At 72.1% G+C, this 16,474-nt stretch carries 16 protein-coding genes; 9 read left to right on the top strand and 7 right to left on the bottom strand.

Annotated features, from left to right (window positions below):
- Positions 1-57: 57 nt before the first annotated feature.
- Positions 58-1,782 carry a coenzyme B12-dependent isobutyryl-CoA mutase large subunit gene (icmA, locus tag JOL79_RS15515; RefSeq protein WP_210156517.1) on the bottom strand — a complete coding sequence of 575 codons (1,725 nt, stop codon included), beginning with the start codon at positions 1,780-1,782 and terminating at the stop codon, positions 58-60.
- 200 nt (positions 1,783-1,982) lie between these two features.
- On the bottom strand, positions 1,983-2,501 hold the full coding sequence (locus JOL79_RS15510) for a MarR family winged helix-turn-helix transcriptional regulator (RefSeq protein ID WP_210156635.1): 519 nt from the start codon (positions 2,499-2,501) through the stop codon (positions 1,983-1,985).
- A 422-nt stretch (positions 2,502-2,923) separates the two neighbouring features.
- Here JOL79_RS15510 and JOL79_RS15505 point away from each other — a divergent pair, with 422 nt between their 5' ends.
- Entirely contained in the window at positions 2,924-4,786 is a 1,863-nt protein-coding gene (locus tag JOL79_RS15505; RefSeq protein ID WP_210156516.1) for a hypothetical protein, read from the top strand.
- A 50-nt stretch (positions 4,787-4,836) separates the two neighbouring features.
- Positions 4,837-5,523 (top strand): DUF4230 domain-containing protein, encoded by a 687-nt coding sequence (locus tag JOL79_RS15500; RefSeq protein ID WP_210156515.1) that lies wholly within the window; start codon positions 4,837-4,839, stop codon positions 5,521-5,523.
- A 15-nt stretch (positions 5,524-5,538) separates the two neighbouring features.
- On the opposite strand, the gene meaB is transcribed toward JOL79_RS15500, so the two are convergent.
- Positions 5,539-6,507, bottom strand: a complete 969-nt coding sequence (gene meaB, locus JOL79_RS15495) for a methylmalonyl Co-A mutase-associated GTPase MeaB (protein WP_210156514.1) — start codon at positions 6,505-6,507, stop codon at positions 5,539-5,541.
- Positions 6,508-6,515: 8 nt separating this feature from the next.
- Positions 6,516-7,733, bottom strand: coding sequence for an acetyl-CoA C-acetyltransferase (locus tag JOL79_RS15490; protein ID WP_210156513.1), 1,218 nt, complete (start codon positions 7,731-7,733; stop codon positions 6,516-6,518).
- A 132-nt stretch (positions 7,734-7,865) separates the two neighbouring features.
- Here JOL79_RS15490 and mce point away from each other — a divergent pair, with 132 nt between their 5' ends.
- On the top strand, positions 7,866-8,288 hold the full coding sequence (gene mce / locus JOL79_RS15485; RefSeq protein ID WP_210156512.1) for a methylmalonyl-CoA epimerase: 423 nt from the start codon (positions 7,866-7,868) through the stop codon (positions 8,286-8,288).
- 187 nt (positions 8,289-8,475) lie between these two features.
- A complete protein-coding gene (locus JOL79_RS15480) occupies positions 8,476-9,780 on the top strand; it encodes a DivIVA domain-containing protein (RefSeq protein WP_210156511.1) in 1,305 nt (434 codons plus the stop codon).
- A gap of 120 nt (positions 9,781-9,900) precedes the next feature.
- On the opposite strand, the gene JOL79_RS15475 is transcribed toward JOL79_RS15480, so the two are convergent.
- The 3 genes from JOL79_RS15475 to JOL79_RS15465 form a co-directional block, all read right to left on the bottom strand.
- Positions 9,901-10,683 carry an alpha/beta fold hydrolase gene (locus tag JOL79_RS15475; RefSeq protein WP_210156510.1) on the bottom strand — a complete coding sequence of 261 codons (783 nt, stop codon included), beginning with the start codon at positions 10,681-10,683 and terminating at the stop codon, positions 9,901-9,903.
- Positions 10,684-10,772: 89 nt separating this feature from the next.
- Positions 10,773-11,483 (bottom strand): alpha/beta hydrolase, encoded by a 711-nt coding sequence (locus JOL79_RS15470; RefSeq protein WP_210156509.1) that lies wholly within the window; start codon positions 11,481-11,483, stop codon positions 10,773-10,775.
- Positions 11,484-11,519: 36 nt separating this feature from the next.
- Positions 11,520-11,837, bottom strand: a complete 318-nt coding sequence (locus tag JOL79_RS15465) for an Rv1322 family protein (protein ID WP_210156508.1) — start codon at positions 11,835-11,837, stop codon at positions 11,520-11,522.
- Between the two features lie 258 nt (positions 11,838-12,095).
- On the opposite strand from JOL79_RS15465, the gene nucS reads away from it, so the two are divergent.
- From nucS to JOL79_RS15440, 5 genes are all read left to right on the top strand, one after another.
- Positions 12,096-12,770, top strand: coding sequence for an endonuclease NucS (gene nucS, locus JOL79_RS15460; protein ID WP_210156507.1), 675 nt, complete (start codon positions 12,096-12,098; stop codon positions 12,768-12,770).
- Between the two features lie 80 nt (positions 12,771-12,850).
- Positions 12,851-13,714, top strand: coding sequence for an ABC transporter ATP-binding protein (locus JOL79_RS15455; RefSeq protein WP_210156506.1), 864 nt, complete (start codon positions 12,851-12,853; stop codon positions 13,712-13,714).
- Between the two features lie 31 nt (positions 13,715-13,745).
- Positions 13,746-14,594 carry an ABC transporter permease gene (locus JOL79_RS15450; protein ID WP_210156505.1) on the top strand — a complete coding sequence of 283 codons (849 nt, stop codon included), beginning with the start codon at positions 13,746-13,748 and terminating at the stop codon, positions 14,592-14,594.
- Positions 14,591-15,859, top strand: a complete 1,269-nt coding sequence (locus JOL79_RS15445) for a sensor histidine kinase (RefSeq protein ID WP_210156504.1) — start codon at positions 14,591-14,593, stop codon at positions 15,857-15,859. The genes JOL79_RS15450 and JOL79_RS15445 overlap by 4 nt, the downstream gene beginning before the upstream one ends.
- Positions 15,856-16,473: a response regulator gene (locus JOL79_RS15440; protein WP_210156503.1), complete on the top strand. Its 618-nt coding sequence runs from the start codon at positions 15,856-15,858 to the stop codon at positions 16,471-16,473. The genes JOL79_RS15445 and JOL79_RS15440 overlap by 4 nt, the downstream gene beginning before the upstream one ends.
- The last annotated feature ends 1 nt before the right edge of the window (position 16,474 follow it).

Genomic DNA, 16,474 nt, shown 5'->3' with positions numbered 1-16,474 from the left:
CGCTGTGATCCCCGCTGTGATCCCGCGTGACGACTCGAGGCCCCGCGTGATCAACCGTCAGAACCGCGCGGGCTCGGAGTAGGTGCCCCACTCGGCGCGCAGGACGTCGCAGATCTCGCCCAGGGTGGCCTCGGCTCGTACGGCGGCGAGCATGGGCGGGATCATGTTCTCGTCGGTCGCGGCGACCCTGGCCAGATCGGCCAGCGCGGCGTCCACGGCCCGCTCGTCGCGGGCGGCGCGGCGACCGGCGAGGACGCGGCGCTGCTCGGCCTCGACCTCGTGGCTGATCCGCAGGATCTCCAGGGGCTCCTCGACGGTGCTCGTGTGGCAGTTGACCCCGACGATCTTCTTGTCGCCCTTCTCCAGCTTGCGCTGGTAGTCGAAGGCCGACTCGGCGATCTCGGAGGTGAACCAGCCGTCCTCGATGCCGCGCAGGATGCCGGACGTCATGTCCCCGGTGCCCATCTCGCGGATCCGCTTGAAGATCGCCTCGGCCTCGGCCTCCAGCCGGTCGGTCAGCGCCTCGACGTACCAGGAGCCGCCGAGCGGGTCGACCACGTTGACGACCTCGGTCTCCTCCATGATCACCTGTTGGGTCCTCAGCGCGATCTCGGCGGCCTTCTCCGACGGCAGGGCGAGGACCTCGTCGAGCGCGTTGGTGTGCAGGGAGTTGGTCCCGCCGAGGACGGCGGCGAGGGCCTCGATCGCGGTCCTGACGATGTTGTTGTCGGGCTGCTGGGCGGTCAGCGACACCCCGGCCGTCTGGGTGTGGAAGCGCAGCCACTGGGCCTTCTCGGTGCGGGCGCCGTAGACGTCGCGCATCCAGCGGGCCCAGACGCGCCGGGCCGCGCGGAACTTGGCGATCTCCTCGAAGAAGTCGATGTGGGCGTCGAAGAAGAACGACAGGCCGGGGGCGAAGACGTCCACGTCGAGGCCGCGCGACAGGCCGAGCTCGACGTAGCCGAAGCCGTCGGCCAGGGTGAAGGCGAGCTCCTGCGCGGCGGTGGCCCCGGCCTCCCTGATGTGGTAGCCGGAGACCGACAGCGGCTTGTAGGCGGGCACCTCGGCGGCGCAGAACTCCATGAGGTCGCCGATGAGCCGCAGGTGCGGCTCCGGAGCGAAGATCCACTCCTTCTGCGCGATGTACTCCTTGAAGATGTCGGTCTGCAGGGTGCCGTTGAGCGCGCTCGCCGGCACGCCCTGCCGCTCGGCCGCCACGACGTACATGCAGAAGATCGGTACGGCCGGCCCGCTGATGGTCATGGACGTGGTGACGTCGCCGAGCGGGATGCCGTCGAACAGCGCGTCCATGTCGAGCGCCGAATCGACGGCGACACCGCAGTGGCCGACCTCGCCGAGCGAGCGGGGGTCGTCGGAGTCGCGGCCCATGAGCGTCGGCATGTCGAACGCCACCGACAGCCCGCCGCCGCCCGCGCCCAGGATCATCTTGTAACGCTCGTTGGTCTGCCGGGCGTTGCCGAATCCGGCGAACTGCCGGATGGTCCAGGGCCTGCCGCGGTAGCCCGTGGCGTAGAGGCCGCGGGTGAAGGGGAACTCCCCCGGCCACCCGATGCGCTCGAACCGGGGGTCGGCGCCGGGAGGCCCGTAGACGGGCTCGACCTCCGCGCCGGACAGCGTACGGAACTCGCGGGGCCGCTTGAGGGCGGCGTCGTACCGCGCCTGCCACCGCGCCCGGCCCGCCTCGGCGGATTCGCCGGGCCCGACAGTCTCAGCGAGCTTGGCGGGCTCGACAGCCTCGGCGCTCGTGCGTTCCCGGTTCATGTCCCCTCCCGGACTGGTGCTCCGCCCAAAATACTAGGACGTCCTACTAGTTCCCGCTATCGAGCGCCTCTCCACTGACGTCTCCGTTACTGACATCTCCGCGACCACGGGGCCGGATCACCCGTTGATCCCGAAACCGTGCGGATCTTTGACCAGGCCGGGAATCTTCGCCGCCGACACCCCGCGCGCCGCCGGCCGCCTCACTCGCTGAAGTCGCCCGCCGAGACTCGCAGGGTCCTGAGCAGGTCGAACATGTCCCCGAGCTCGTCGTCCTCGTACATGCCCATGCAGAAGCCGGCGTCCATGAGGTCGGCCGTCGCCCTCCGCACGACCTCGCGGCCCTGGTCGGTGATCTCCGCGAGCACGCCGCGCCCGTCCTTGGGGTTGCGCATCCGCCGCACCAGCCCGGCCCGTTCCAGCCGGTCGACGGTGTTGGTCACGCTCGTCGGGTGCACCATGAGCCGCTCGCCGATCTTCGACAACGGGAGGGCGCCCGTCCGGCTGAACGTCAGCAGCACCAACGCCTCATAACGGGCGAACGTGAGGTCGTAGGGACGGAGCAGGCCGTCGAGCTGCGCGATGAGGATCTGGTGCGCACGCATGATCGAGGTGACCGCCGCCATGGCGGACGAGGGCCCGAACGTCTCGCGCCAGGTTCGCGCGGCCTGTTCGATCGGGTCGAAAGGAAGCTTGAGGGGCCTTGGGCCACCGGCGGGCATGGGGCCTGAACTGGGCGGGACGGACACAGCGATATACGGTAGCGCGGCCACGGCGATGATCGGCAAGGGCACCCTGCGTAACCGGATTCATTCCTTGACCCCAGAACTCCCTCCCCCAGGGTCACGCTCCGTTATGGTTGCCACGTCGAAAGGTGAGGCGGCGGCAAACCCGGCGGCACGGGGAGCCTTGTCTGCTAGCAGCGGACGAGGCTGAGCCGGCCGGCGGATCAGCGCCACGGGGAACGGCGCGATCCGTGACCGCCGCTCACGCGAGACACGGGGGGTTCTCATGGGCAGCATTGCTGTCCCGGCGCCGCATGCGCGCCGGACATCGGCGACGGCGTGGCGGCAAGCCGCGCCCGGCTGTGGGTGACCACAGGGGCGATTCACGTGGGGAGCTGAGGCACGGCGCGGTCATCGCGGTGATCGTGCTGCTTGCGCTCGGCCTCGTCACCGCGTGGAGCGTCCTCATTCCCGGTTTTCTCGACTGGGACGACATCGTGCTGGGCGTCATCGGCTCGCTGCGGCTGACCGGGCCGCTGGCGGCGGCGTTCGCGGCCTGGGTCGCGACGCGGCGGCGCCGGGCCGAGCGCGGGCGCGCGCTGACGGCCTGGCGTGCCGTGAAGGCGCCGCTCGCGATCCTCACGGTGGTCACCGGGTCGTTCACGGCGACGGTGCTGCTGCTCGCGCTGCGCGCCGCGCTGACCGGGCAGTCGGGTCCGCTGCTGCCGGGCGGCCTGGCCATGTCGGTCGCCGGGCTGGCGCTCTATGTCATGGTCGGCTGGATCCTCGGCTGGCTGCTGCCGGCCGCCGCCACACCGGTGCTCGCCGCGTTCGGCACGTACGCGCTGTTCACCTGGCTGGCGGACGGCTCGACCTGGGCCGACCGGCTCACCCCCGCCACTCGGGCGCCGTACGACCTGCTCAGCGGCGTGAACGAGGCCGCGTTCGCGGACCAGACACTGTGGCTGCTCGGCCTCAACGGGGCCCTGCTGCTCGGCTGGGTCGCTCTCGTGACGCGGCGCGTCCTCGCCCTGGCCGCCGCCGCGATCGCGGTGCTGGCCGCCGGGACGGGCGCCGCCCGCCTGGTCACCGAGCCGCAGACGATGGCCGCGAGCGAGCGTCTCGTCTACACGTGCCAGGAGTGGCCGATCAGCGTGTGCGTCCATCCGGCCGTCCGCGCCGGGCTGGCCGAGCTGGCCGGGGTGTTCACCACGCTGGCGGCGCGGCTGGCCGACACCCCCGCCGCCTTCCGCCGGGTCGAGCAGCACGGCCCCGGCGACGACACGGCCACGCCCGGCGCGGTCGTCGTGCACATCGACGACGTGAGCCCCGGGTTCGCCCAGCGGGCCGCCACCGAGTTCCTCAACCGGCTGGCCAGGCCGTGCGCGGGAAACTCCGCCGCGGGATACCGGGCCATCGTGGTCGCCTGGCTGCGCGGCGACCCGCTGCCGACGGGACCGCTGCCCGAGCACCGGTACGCCGCCGTGTGGTTCTCCGAGCTGACCGAGGCGCAGCGGCGCGACTGGCTGCGCATGTTCTACTCCGACTTCGTCTCCTGCGGGCTGCAGAGCAGGCACTTCGGCGGCGGCCTCCGGCCGGCCGAGCCCGGCGGGTCCGGTTATCCGGTCAATCCCACCGCGGCGTTCGGCCCGGTCTACCCGGTGGCTCCGACGCCGGTCCGCACCCCGCCGATGGCGCCCCCGGCCGGCTTCCCCGGCGCCACCCCACCCGCCGTTCCCGGTGGGATGCCGACGCCGCGCGCGGACGCGATCGCGGCCGCGCCGGGACCGGACGGCGACGCCGGGACGGGCGCTGGGACCGGCACTGGGACCGGCACTGGGACCGGCGCTGGGCCGTACCCCGCGGAGGGTCCGGCCGCGGGCTCCGGCACAGGTCCGGGTGCTGGTCCGGGTGCTGGTCCGGGCACGGGTTACGTACCGGTGGGCGCGCCGGGCACGGCCCCCCTTCCGGGGACCGGGGGACCCGGCACCCTGCCGTCCGCCGCCCCGCCGGCGGGCTTCCCCGGCTCGGCCGGCCCCGGTTCGGGGCCGGCCGGCGCACCGGCCGGGTGGGGGCCGCCCGGCGCGACCGGCATGCGTCCGGGCGCGCGTCCCGGCACGCGGCGTCCGGGCCGGTGGCACCGCAGGTGGGACGGCCGATGGGACCACGGTTGGGATCGGCGATCGGATCGGCGGTCGGATGGACATCTGGATCAGCAGCCGGATCGGCGATGGGACCGGCGGGAGGAAGGGCTCCGGTCCGGCTCCCCGGTGCCGAGGTGAGGTGAAGTGAGGTGAGGTGAGATCGCCGGAAACGGGGGAAGATTTCCCCCGTGGACCGCCAGACCGCACTCCCCACGTCCCCTCCCGCCGAGACCGGCGGGCGACGCCCCCGCCGGGCCTGGCGCTGGCTCGCCGGGCTGCTCGTGGCCGCGATCCTCCTCGTCGGAGGCGCGCGGCTGGCCCTGTCATGGCTCAACCCGCTGGGCGAGGAGACGATCGACCGCAGCGGCCCGGTGCTGCTGCAGTCGATGCAGAACCTGAGCAGATTCGAGGCGGCGACCGGCAACTTCCAGGTGGTGGTCGACCTGGAGAAGGACGCCCGGTTCCTGCCCGACGCCATCAAGGGCAGCCGGACGCTGTTCGTGGGCGCCGGCAACGTGGACGCCTACGTCGACTTCTCCTCGCTGCCCAAGGACGCCATCACGGTGTCGGCCGACCGCAAGACGGTGACGGTGCGGCTGCCGCACGCCCAGTTGGAGAAGCCCAACCTCGACAACAAGAGGTCGTACGTGTTCGCGCAGCAGCGCGGCATCTTCGACCGCATCTCCGACTTGCTGTCGTCGTCTCCGGAGAACCAGCAGGAGCTCTACGTGCTGGCCGAACGGAAGATCGGCGAGGCGGCCGCCGCGAGCGACCTGCGTAATCGGGCCGACCAGAACACCAAGGCGATGCTCGAGGGAATGCTGAAGTCGCTGGGCTTCACGACGGTCGTCATCACGTACGGCGCGGAGCCCTGAGCGCCGCGCCGGCCGTCAGCCGAGCGCGGCGACGAGGTCGTCGGCCGCGGTGTAGGGGTCGGTCTCGGCGGCGAGCACCCGCTCCGCGAGCGCGTCGAGCCGCTCCCCGTGCAGGTCGGCGAGCCGGGCCCGGAGCTGGGTGAGGGCGATGGCCTCGATCTCGTCGCGGGCCCTGGCGAGCCTCCGGCGCCGCGCCTCGCCCGACTCCTCCAGGTAGCCCAGATGCTTGTCGAGGGCGGCCATCAGGTCGTCGGCGCCCTCGCCCCGCACGGCGACGGTGGTCACGATCGGGGGCCGCCAGGGCGTCTCCGCTAGCCCGGCCGCCGCGCGCAGTTCGCGTACCGTCGCCTGGACGCCCTCCCGGTCGGCCTTGTTGACGACGAAGACGTCGGCGATCTCCAGGATGCCGGCCTTGGCGGCCTGGACGCCGTCCCCCATCCCGGGCGCGAGGACGACCACCGTCGTGTCGGCCAGCCGGGCGACCTCCACCTCCGCCTGGCCGACGCCGACGGTCTCGATCAGCACGGCGTCGCAGCCCGCCGCGTCGAGGACCCGCAGGGCCTGCGGCGTGGAGAACGCCAGCCCGCCGAGGTGTCCCCGGCTCGACATGCTGCGGATGAAGACCTCGGGATCGGTGGCGTGGTCCTGCATCCGCACGCGGTCGCCGAGCAGCGCTCCTCCCGTGAAGGGGCTCGACGGATCGACCGCGAGCACGCCCACCCGGGCGCCGCGCCGGCGGAACGCCTTGATCAGCATTCCCGTGGTGGTCGACTTCCCGACGCCCGGGGAGCCGGTCAGGCCGATCACCCTCGCCGTGCCGAGCCCGCGCGGGCAGGCGGCCAGCCCGGCCGCCACCTCGCGCAGCGCCCCGGCACCGGCCGGCGTCAGGGCGGCGTTCTCGACCAGCGAGATCAGCCGGGCGACCGCGCGCGCCTGGCCCCGCGTCGCCTGTCCGACCAGCTCCCGGAGGTCCGCGGCGCTCATCTCCCCGCTCAACGCCCGGGCACGCGGATGATCAGCGCGTCGCCCTGCCCGCCGCCCCCGCACAGGCCCGCCACGCCCAGCCCGCCGCCCCGGCGCCGCAGCTCGTGGGCGAGGGTCAGCACGATGCGGGCGCCGGACGCGCCGATCGGGTGGCCGAGGGCGATGCCCCCGCCGTTCACGTTGACCTTGTCGAGCCCGATGCCGAGCTCCTTGGCCGACTGCAGCACGACCTGGGCGAACGCCTCGTTGATCTCGACCAGGTCGAGGTCGTCGACGGTGAGACCCTGCTTGCCGAGGGCGTGCTTGATGGCGTTGGCGGGCTGCGACTGCAGCGAGTTGTCCGGCCCGGCCACGTTGCCGTGCGCGCCGATCTCGGCGAGCCACTCCAGGCCCAGCTCGTCGGCCTTCGCCCGGGACATCACCACCACGGCCACCGCGCCGTCCGAGATCTGCGACGAGGAACCGGCCGTGATCGTGCCGTCGGCGGTGAACGCGGGACGCAGCCTGGCGAGCGTCTCGGCGGTCGTGTCCGGGCGGATGCCCTCGTCGGCGCCGAACATGATCGGCTCGCCCCGGGACTCCCCGGCGCGCCGTCCCGCCCCCCTGCCCTGGGGCAGCGGCACCGCGACGATCTCGTCGTCGAACAGCCCGTTCTTCGTGGCCCTGGCGGCGAGCTGGTGCGATCGGGCGGAGAACTCGTCCTGCTCCTCGCGTGTCAGTCCCAGCCGCGCGTTGTGCCGCTCGGTGGACTCCCCCATCGCGATCTGGTCGAACGCGTCGGTCAGCCCGTCGAGGGCCATGGAGTCCAGGATCGTCGTGTCGCCGTACTTCACGCCCTTGCGCAACCCCGGCAGCAGGTGGGGCGCGTTGGTCATCGACTCCATGCCGCCCGCGACGACGATGTCGAACTCGCCGGCCCGGATGAGCTGGTCGGCGAGGGCGATGGCGTCGAGGCCGGACAGGCAGACCTTGTTGATCGTCAGGGACGGCACGGACATCGGGATGCCCGCCCGCACCGCGGCCTGGCGGGACGGGATCTGCCCGGCGCCCGCCTGCAGCACCTGTCCCATAATCACGTATTGGACCTGGTCGGGAGAGACGCCGGCGCGGGTGAGAGCGGCCTCGATGGCGATGCCGCCGAGCTCCGCAGCCGTGAGGTCGGCGAGCGAGCCGAGCAGGCGTCCGATGGGGGTGCGTGCTCCGGCGACGATGACGGAACCAGACATTGGGGCCTCCATCACTGGATCAGGGCGACGGTGCAACGATACCCATCGGTAGCCGGGCGGGACCGCGACCGGTGCCGCCGGAGAGCCGAGCGAGAACCGAGTGAGAGCCGAGCAGAAGAGCGAGGGAGCGGCATGCTGCTGAGGATCGATCACGTGGGCATCGCCTGCCACGATCTGGAGGAGAAGATCTCGTTCTACGAGTCCGTGTTCGGGCTGACCGTGGTCAGCCGGGAGGTGAACGAGGAGCAGGGGGTCCGCGAGGCCATGCTGCACGTGGCGGACGGCGACGGCGGCGCGTCCTACGTGCAGCTCCTCGAACCGCTGAGTCCCGACACCGCCGTGGGCAAGTTCCTCGCCAAGCGGGGCGAGGGCGTGCATCATATCGGGTACGGCGTGGCGGACGTCACCACGGCCCTGGCGGAGATCGGGGCCAAGGGCGTGCGGCTGGTCGACGAGCGGCCCAGGCACGGATCGATGGGCGCGTCGATCGCTTTCCTGCACCCCAAGGACGTGGGAGGAGTCCTGACGGAGCTCGTCGAGGCGCCCCGGCGCTGAAGCCGGGCGCAAGGAAGGTACTCATACGTAACAAGTCGCGCAGATAGTCGGAGGGGGCCTCCAACGTGGCAGTACCGGAGTACGCTGGCGTACCACCGGACGTGGATGCCATTTTGCTTCCTCGCCTCGGAAGTCCGACCCCGTCCGGCCCCCCCTGTAGCCGTCTCGACAACCAGGATCGAGCCTCATGCAGTCCGACATCGACGCCCAGCTAAACAACTTCTTCGAAGACGCCCCATCTCGGGAATTCGACGTGGTGCTCCGGGGCTATGACCGGCACCAGGTCCACGACCATCTGAAGACGCTCGACACCGAACTGCGTCAGGCCAAGGAGCAGGTCTCCGCCCTTCAGCGCGACCTGACCGACTCCCAGCGTCAGCTGCAGGAGCAGGAGCGTCCGACGTACTCGGGTCTCGGCGCACGCATCGAGCAGCTGCTGCGTCTGGCGGAGGAGCAGGCGACCGAGCTCGTCCAGGCCGCCAGGTCCGAGGCGAACGAGATCAGGGCCGCCGCCAAGGTGGACGCGGCCGACCTGCGGGCCGCCGCGGAGAACGAGGCGGCGGAGAAGCGGGCCCTCGCCACGCGGGAGGCCGAGGAGCTGCGCAGCAGCGCCGATCGCGACGCGGAGGAGATCCGCTCGACCGCCCGCCGAGAGGCGGACGAGCTGACCGCCACCACCGAGCGCGAGGTCGCCAAGATCCGGGCCACCGCCGACCACGAGGTCGCGGAGAAGCGGGCGGACGCCGAGCGGGAGATCGCGAAGCTGCGCACGACGACCGAGCGCGAGGTCGCTCAGCTGCGGGCGTCCACCAAGCGCGAGCGCGACGAGGTGCTCACCACCGCGAAGCGTCAGGCGGACGAGATGCGCGCCCAGGCCCAGCGGATCCTGGAGGAGTCCGAGGCCAAGCGGGCGCAGGACGAGGCCGAGTTCGAGATCCAGCTCGCCGCGCGCCGGGAGGAGGCGGAGCGCCAGGAGGCGGAGCGCCACGCCACCGCCCAGGCCAACACCCAGAAGCTGGTCGCCGAGGCCGAGCAGCGGGCCGCCACCGCCGAGCAGCGGGCCGCCAAGGCCACGCAGCAGGCCGAGCAGACCCGCCGCGAGGCCGACACCCACGCCAAGCAGTTGCTGGCCAACGCGCGCAAGAACGCCGACCAGCTCGTGGCGGAGGCCAAGTCGAGCGCAGACTCGATCGTCACCGACGCCAAGAACGAGGCGGAGCGCACCCGTACGGCGATGCAGCGCCAGGTGGACGAGCTCACCCGTCAGCGCGACAGCATCACCAGCCACCTCGCCCAGCTGCGGCAGCTGCTCGGCGGCGCCCCGCTGCCGGGCATGGACCCGGAGCCCGCGCCGGTCACCGCGGCCCCGGCCAAGCCGGCGTTGTCCGCGCCCGCGGCTCCGCCCGTGGTCGAGAAGCCGGTCGTGTCGGCCGCCCCGGTCGAGCCGGCCCCGGTGAAGAGCGACGACGACGCGGAGTGGTGGCAGGAGTAGCCCCACCGAGGCGTTCGGGGAGTCAATGACGGCACTGTGACGGGGCCCGGCGGTTCACCGCCGGGCCCCGTTCCGCGTCCGCTGGTGTTCGGGTGGTATTCAGGAGGAGCTCGGACGGGCTCAGCCGAGGGACTTCACAAACTCGGCGACCAGCCGGTTGAAGGCCTCAGGCTGTTCCATGGCGACCAGATGCCCCGCCTGCTCGACCACGGCCGTCCTCGCGCCCGCGACGGTCCCCGCCATCGCCTCGGCCATCGCCTGGGCCTCGGGCGCCGGGGTCAGCTCGTCCTCGTCCCCCACGATGATCAGTGCGGGCACCCGCAGCCCCCGCAGCACGTCGAACGAGTCCGGCCGGGCCGCCATGGCGCGCTGCGCCCACGCGACGGCCGGGGGCGGCGCGGCCTGCACCAGCCCGCGCACCCGGCCGAGAACCATTCCCCTGCGCTGCTTCGTGGTCGCGCCCAGCATGGGCGGCATCGACTCCTCGACCAGGATGCCCGTGCCGCTCTCCAGCACGGCCGTGGCGATCCGCTCCCGGTTGGCCCGGGCCGCCTCCGTGTCGGCGCCGGCCTTCGTGCCCGCCAGGACGACGCCGAGCACCCGCTCGGGGTGGCGGCGGCACACCGCCATGGTCACGTAGCCGCCCATCGACTGACCGCCGATCACGGCACGCTCGACGCCCTCCTGGTCGAGCAGGTTCACGACGTCGTCGGCCATGGCGTCGAGCGAGGGCTCGTCGTCGCCCAGCCGGGACCCGCCGAACCCGCGGAGATCAGGTGTGATCACCCGGCAGAACGGCGCCAGTCCCTCGCGCTGGGCGAGCCACATGGCCGACGACAGAGGGAAGGCGTGGAGCAGGACGACAGGCACGCCACTTCCGGTGGAACGCGAGTAGAGCTGCATCAGGTCACCGTAGACCCGTGGCCGTCTCCGCGCCGGGGTTCGCCGCCGATTCGCGGCATGTCACCCCGGCGGAGGCCCGCAAGGACGCATCACACGGCGGTGGGCAGCGGCGCGGCGGCCGGGTTGACCCGCTTGACGATCTCGTTGAGGACGATCCGCACGTACGGCTCGCCGACCCACAGGTGCTTGGCTCCCTCGACGCCGACGACCTCGGCCTGCGGCACCCGGGAGAACCGCTTCGCGGCCTCCTCGGGGCGCAGGTAGTCGTCGAACTCGGGCACCAGCGCGACCAGCGGCCGGCCGAAGGCGGCCCAGCCGTCCAGGTCGTCGTCGGTCGCCCGGTGCAGCGGCGGCGACAGCAGGACGGCGCCCTGGACGAGCGGGTCCCTGCCCCACTTCAGCGCCAGCTCGGTGCCGAACGACCAGCCCACCAGCCAGGGCCGCGGCAGGTCGTGGAACTCGGCGTACTCCAGCGCGGCGGCCACGTCGAACCGCTCGCCCTCACCGTCCCCGAAGGCCCCCTGGGACGTGCCGCGGTCGGAGGTGGTGCCGCGGGTGTTGAAGCGGAGCACGGCGAGGCCGGCGAGGGCCGGCAGCCGGTACGACGCCTTGCGCAGCACGTGGCTGTCCATCATGCCGCCGTGCGTGGGCAGCGGGTGCAGGCAGACCAGCGTCGCCTCCGGCGCCCGGTCTTCAGGCAGCGCCAGCTCGCCGACCAGGGTCAGGCCGTCCGCGGTGTGCAGCTCGATGTCCTCGCGCCGGGCCGGCAGCACCGTGGACGCCCTGATGTCCGTTCCCACCTAGAACTCCTTCTGTCGGATCCACCCTCGGGCCGGTCAGTAGCGGCTTCGCCCCGGGCCCCGGTTGAGACGGTTGCGCCAGCAGGCGGTGTGCCAGTGCCGGCGCTCGTCCTCGCCGCCCGGCCAGTCGGGCCAGCTCACGATATGCGGCACGCCCGACCGGATGTCCTGCTCGCAGCCCGGACATCGGTAGGTCTTGTCCGGCCCCGACCCTCCCACGTTGCGGACGACCCAGTCGCCGTCGGACGCGCTCTCGCGCCGGTCCACGCCGGGGACGGACGTGACGGGGCGCGTGGCGCCGCGACGATCCGGACGGTCGAACGGATCGAGGCGCCTGGCGCGGCGGGGGCTCACTGCGGCGATCCTTCCCGGGGGCTCATGTCAGGCAGAACGGGCGAGAACGGCTCATTCTTCCAAGGATGGTCGGTGGACGTACTCCCGGGCGGCCGGCATCGGCGGCCCTCCGGACGTCAGGTGACGTCAGCGTCACGCGTCAGCCTCACGAGCCGGTGTCACGAGCCGGTGTCACGAGTCAGTGTCACGAGTCAGTGTCACGTATCAGTGTCCCAGAGCGTCCCCCGGTCGTTCCAACCCCCGGTAGGGTTGGCCCACATGCGGCTGGTCATCGCGCGGTGCAGCGTGGATTACGTGGGCAGGCTGACGGCTCATCTTCCCATGGCGCCCCGGCTCATCCTGATGAAGGCGGACGGCTCGGTGTCGATTCACGCCGACGACCGGGCGTACAAACCGCTCAACTGGATGAACCCGCCGTGCAAGGTGCGTGAGGAGACGATCGACGACGTCCTCACCTGGTCGATCGTGCACGGCAAGACCGGTGAGAAGCTCGTCCTCACCATCGAGGAGGTCCTGCACGACTCCAGCCACGAGCTGGGCGTCGACCCGGGGCTCCGCAAGGACGGCGTCGAGGCCCACCTGCAGGAGCTGCTCGCCGAGCACATCACCACTCTGGGCGAGGGATGGAGCCTGGTCCGCCGGGAGTACATGACCGCGATCGGGCCGGTCGACATCCTGTGCCGTGACAATTCGGGCGGCACGGTCGCCGTCGAGATCAAGCGGCGGGGCGACATCGACGGCGTGGAGCAGCTCACCCGCTACCTGGAGCTGCTGAACCGCGACCCGCGCCTGGCCCCCGTGCGGGGGATGTTCGCGGCGCAGGAGATCAAGCCGCAGGCCCGCGTCCTCGCCCAGGACCGGGGCATCGACTGCGTCACTCTCGACTACGACGCGCTGCGGGGCATCGAGCCGGAGAACCCGACCCTTTTCTGAGCTGTGTCCACCGTTCGCAGGACACCGAGATCGTCCAGTCGGGGGTGCCGCCGGAGGCCCGTGGCGGAGATGCTTGTGCCATGACACAAGCCGCGACAAACGCCGCGACAGAAGCGGTGACACCGGCGATTCGCGTACGCGGACTGACGAAGCGGTACGGCGACGTGCACGCCGTGGCCGGAATCGACTTGGACGTGCGGCAGGGAGAGGTCTTCGCCATCCTCGGCCCCAACGGCGCCGGCAAGTCGACCACCGTGGAGATCCTGGAGGGATACCGGACCAGGGACTCCGGAGAGGTCAGCGTACTGGGGAGCGATCCCGGACGGCCCACCCGCCTGTGGCGGTCCCGCATCGGGATCGTCCTGCAGACCGCCAACGACGCGGCGGAGCTCTCCGTCCGCGAGACCCTGCGGCACTTCGCGGAGTACTACCCGCGTTCGCGGAACGTCGACGAGCTCATCGAGCTGGTGGGGCTCACCGAGAGCGCGTCCAAGCGGGTCCGCCAGCTATCCGGCGGGCAGCGCCGGCGCGTCGACGTCGCCCTCGGCGTGATCGGCCGCCCCGAGCTGCTGTTCCTCGACGAGCCGACCACCGGCTTCGACCCGGAGGCGCGGCGCCAGTTCTGGGAGCTGATCGAGGGCCTGGCCCACGACGGGACGACCATCGTGCTGACCACCCACTATCTGGAGGAGGCCGAGGCCCTGGCCGACCGCGTGGCCGTCGTGGCGCGCGGGCGCGTCGTCGCCCTCGGCGATCCGGCGACCCTGGGCGGCCGGGCCACCGCCAAGGCGAAGGTGACCTGGTCGGACGGATCGGTCGAGACCGACACCCCGACGCAGACCGTGCTGGAGCTCAGCGCCCGCTACGGCGGGGAGGTCCCCGGGCTCAGCGTCACCCGTCCCACGCTGGAGGATGTCTATCTCCGGCTCATCGATCCCGCCTGACCCGCCCCCCCTCCCCTGACGAGGCGTTCGCATGACCGATACCGCCACGGCCGTCCCCTCGACGGCCGCCTCCTCCGTCTCCCTGCCGTCGACGCTCCGCCTCGGCCTGGCCCGCGGCGCCGTCGAGACCAAGATGTTCTTCCGCGAGAAGGACGCCGTAGTCTTCACCTTCGCCTTCCCGATCATCCTGCTCGTGCTCTTCGGCTCGATCTTCTCCGGCAGCCTGGAAGGCACCGGGCTGACCGTCTCGCAGCTCTACACGGCCGGACTGATCGGCGCGGGCGTGATGGGCTCCGGTTTCCAGAACCTCGGCATCGGCATCGCCGCCGACCGCGACGACGGCACGCTGAAGCGGCTCGCCGGAACGCCCATGCCGGCCGCCGCCTACTTTGTGGGCAAGGTCGTCAACGTCCTGGTCGTCGCGTTCCTCGAGGTGGCGATCCTGCTCACCATCGGCGTGCTGATGTACGACCTCGACCTGCCGTCCGATCCGTCCAGATGGGTGACCTTCGCCTGGGTGTTCGTCCTGGGCGTGTCGGCGGCGGCCCTGCTGGGGATCGCGGCCAGCAGCCTGCCCCGGTCCGCGAAGAGCGCGGCAGCGGTGATCAGCATGCCGTTCGTGGTGCTCCAGTTCATCTCGGGGGTGTTCATCCCGTTCACGGAGTTGCCGCCGTGGCTGATCAACATCGCGTCCCTCTTTCCCCTGAAGTGGATGTGCCAGGGCTTCCGATCGGTGTTCCTGGGCGACGCGGGGGCCGCCCTGGAGATCGCCAAGTCGTACGAGCTCGGCCGGGTGGCCCTGGTGCTCGGCGCCTGGCTGGTCGGCGGCCTGGTTCTGTGCCTGACGACGTTCCGCTGGAAGGGCCGCAAGGACGGATGACGAGACGTCGCGGGGCCGGGAAGGCCCCCGGCGGGGGGCCGGACGCCACGTGCGACCGGCCCCGGCCCGCGCACGCCTGGGAGGCCCTGCGGGGCTGGGAGACGCTGTTCGGCCTGACGCTCGCGGTGGCGGTGCTGTTCGTCGCCGGGGACGGGAAGGCCACCCCGGCCGCGAAGGCGGCGACTCTCGCACTGCTCGCCGTCGGCGCTGCCGGCTACGTGCTGCTGGGCCGCCGGGCCCTCACGCAGGACGAACACGACAGCCCGCGCGCGCTGCTCTACTGGGCGTTGATCGCGGTCGCCTTCATCCCGGCCGTCATCCTGGTCCGGACGTCCGCGTTCGTGCTGTTCGCGCTGTGTTCTCAGGCGTTCATGATGCTGCGCCTGCGCACGGCGGTCGTCGTCGTCCTAATCTTCAACCTCCTGCCCGCCGCGCGGTTCCTGTTCCGGCCGCCTGACGACACCGGGGACCTCCTGTCCTTCGCCGGGTCGACGGCGATCATCTTGACGTTCACGCTCGTCTTCGGCCCGTGGATCTCCCGGATCATCGACCAGAGCGCCGAGCGGGCCAAGCTGATCAGGGACCTGGAGGAGAGCCGCGGCGAGGTCGCACGGCTGTCGGCGGAACGCGGCGCGCTGGCCGAGCGGGAACGGCTCGCCGGTGAGATCCACGACACGCTGGCCCAGGGGCTGAGCAGCATCATCATGCTCCTCCAGGCCGCGGAGGCGCGGGCCGACCCCGCCACCCACCTCGACCTCGCCGTACGGACCGCACGGGAGAACCTGGCCGAGGCGCGGGCGCTCATCGCGGCGCTCAGCCCGCCCCCGCTGGACGGGTCGACGCTGGAGGAGGCGCTGCGCCGGGTCACCGCGAGGCTCGGCGAGGAGACCGGTGCGACGGCGAGCTTCGCCGCCGAGGGCGCGTCGCGCCCGCTCCCGCCCAACGTCGAGGTGGTGCTCCTCAGGGCCGCGCAGGAGGGCCTGGCCAACGTCCGCAAGCACGCGACGGCCGACTCGGTCGCCGTCACTCTCGAATACGGCGGCGACCGGGTGTCGCTGCGGGTGCGCGACGACGGCGCCGGGTTCCGGGCCGGCTCCGCCCAGGGGTACGGCCTGCGCGCGATGCGCGGAAGAGTCGAGCAGGAGGGCGGCACGTTCGCGGTGGAGAGTTCTCCCGGGCACGGGACGACGCTGCGGGTGGCGCTGCCCACGAGCCCGGGGGCCGGCCGCGACATCGAGCCAACCGGACAGGAGCGTGAGCCGTGATCCGCGTACTGATCGTCGATGACCACCCCGTCGTACGGGAGGGGCTGCGCGGGATGCTGGACTCCGCGCCCGAGGTGTCGGTGGCCGGGGAGGCCGGCTCGGGCGACGAGGCGGTGGTGCGGGCGGCCGAGCTGCGGCCCGACGTCGTGCTGATGGACCTGCGGATGCCCGCCGGCGACGGAGTGAGCGCCACGACCCGGATCCTGTCCGGCCGCCCCGAGTGCCGGGTCATCGTGCTCACGACCTACGAGACCGACCAGGACATCATCCGGGCGGTGGAGGCGGGAGCCGCCGGCTACCTGCTGAAGGACACCTCGCGCGCCGATCTTCTCGGGGCCATCGCCGCCGCCGCGCGCGGCGAGACCGTCCTGTCCCCGTCCGTGGCCACCCGGCTCGTCAGCCACCTGCGCTCCCCCGCACCGGCGTCCCTCTCCAAGCGGGAGACCGAGGTGCTGTCGCTGGTGGCGCGGGGGCTGACGAACGCCGAGGTCGGCAAGGCGCTGTTCATCAGCGAGACCACGGTCAAGACCCACCTGCTGCGGATCTTCGGCAAGCTGGGGGTCTCCGACCGTACGGCCGCCGTCACCACAGCCCTGGAGCGCGGACTTTTGTGAT

This window comes from Microbispora oryzae (assembly GCF_017896165.1).
Classification (GTDB): domain Bacteria; phylum Actinomycetota; class Actinomycetes; order Streptosporangiales; family Streptosporangiaceae; genus Microbispora; species Microbispora oryzae.
The sequence above is the reverse complement of the archived record's forward strand: the minus strand, read 5'-3'. Positions and strand labels throughout refer to the sequence as shown.

What these genes read in the sequence shown, in the direction of transcription:
- icmA (WP_210156517.1), bottom strand. Translation starts at nt 1,782, where the DNA reads ATGAACCGGGAACGCACGAGCGCCGAGGCTGTCGAGCCCGCCAAGCTC.
- JOL79_RS15510 (WP_210156635.1), bottom strand. Translation starts at nt 2,501, where the DNA reads ATGCCCGCCGGTGGCCCAAGGCCCCTCAAGCTTCCTTTCGACCCGATC.
- meaB (WP_210156514.1), bottom strand. Translation starts at nt 6,507, where the DNA reads ATGAGCGCCGCGGACCTCCGGGAGCTGGTCGGACAGGCGACGCGGGGC.
- JOL79_RS15490 (WP_210156513.1), bottom strand. Translation starts at nt 7,733, where the DNA reads ATGTCTGGTTCCGTCATCGTCGCCGGAGCACGCACCCCCATCGGACGC.
- mce (WP_210156512.1), top strand. Translation starts at nt 7,866, where the DNA reads ATGCTGCTGAGGATCGATCACGTGGGCATCGCCTGCCACGATCTGGAG.
- JOL79_RS15480 (WP_210156511.1), top strand. Translation starts at nt 8,476, where the DNA reads ATGCAGTCCGACATCGACGCCCAGCTAAACAACTTCTTCGAAGACGCC.
- JOL79_RS15475 (WP_210156510.1), bottom strand. Translation starts at nt 10,683, where the DNA reads ATGCAGCTCTACTCGCGTTCCACCGGAAGTGGCGTGCCTGTCGTCCTG.
- nucS (WP_210156507.1), top strand. Translation starts at nt 12,096, where the DNA reads ATGCGGCTGGTCATCGCGCGGTGCAGCGTGGATTACGTGGGCAGGCTG.
- JOL79_RS15455 (WP_210156506.1), top strand. Translation starts at nt 12,851, where the DNA reads ATGACACAAGCCGCGACAAACGCCGCGACAGAAGCGGTGACACCGGCG.
- JOL79_RS15450 (WP_210156505.1), top strand. Translation starts at nt 13,746, where the DNA reads ATGACCGATACCGCCACGGCCGTCCCCTCGACGGCCGCCTCCTCCGTC.
- JOL79_RS15445 (WP_210156504.1), top strand. Translation starts at nt 14,591, where the DNA reads ATGACGAGACGTCGCGGGGCCGGGAAGGCCCCCGGCGGGGGGCCGGAC.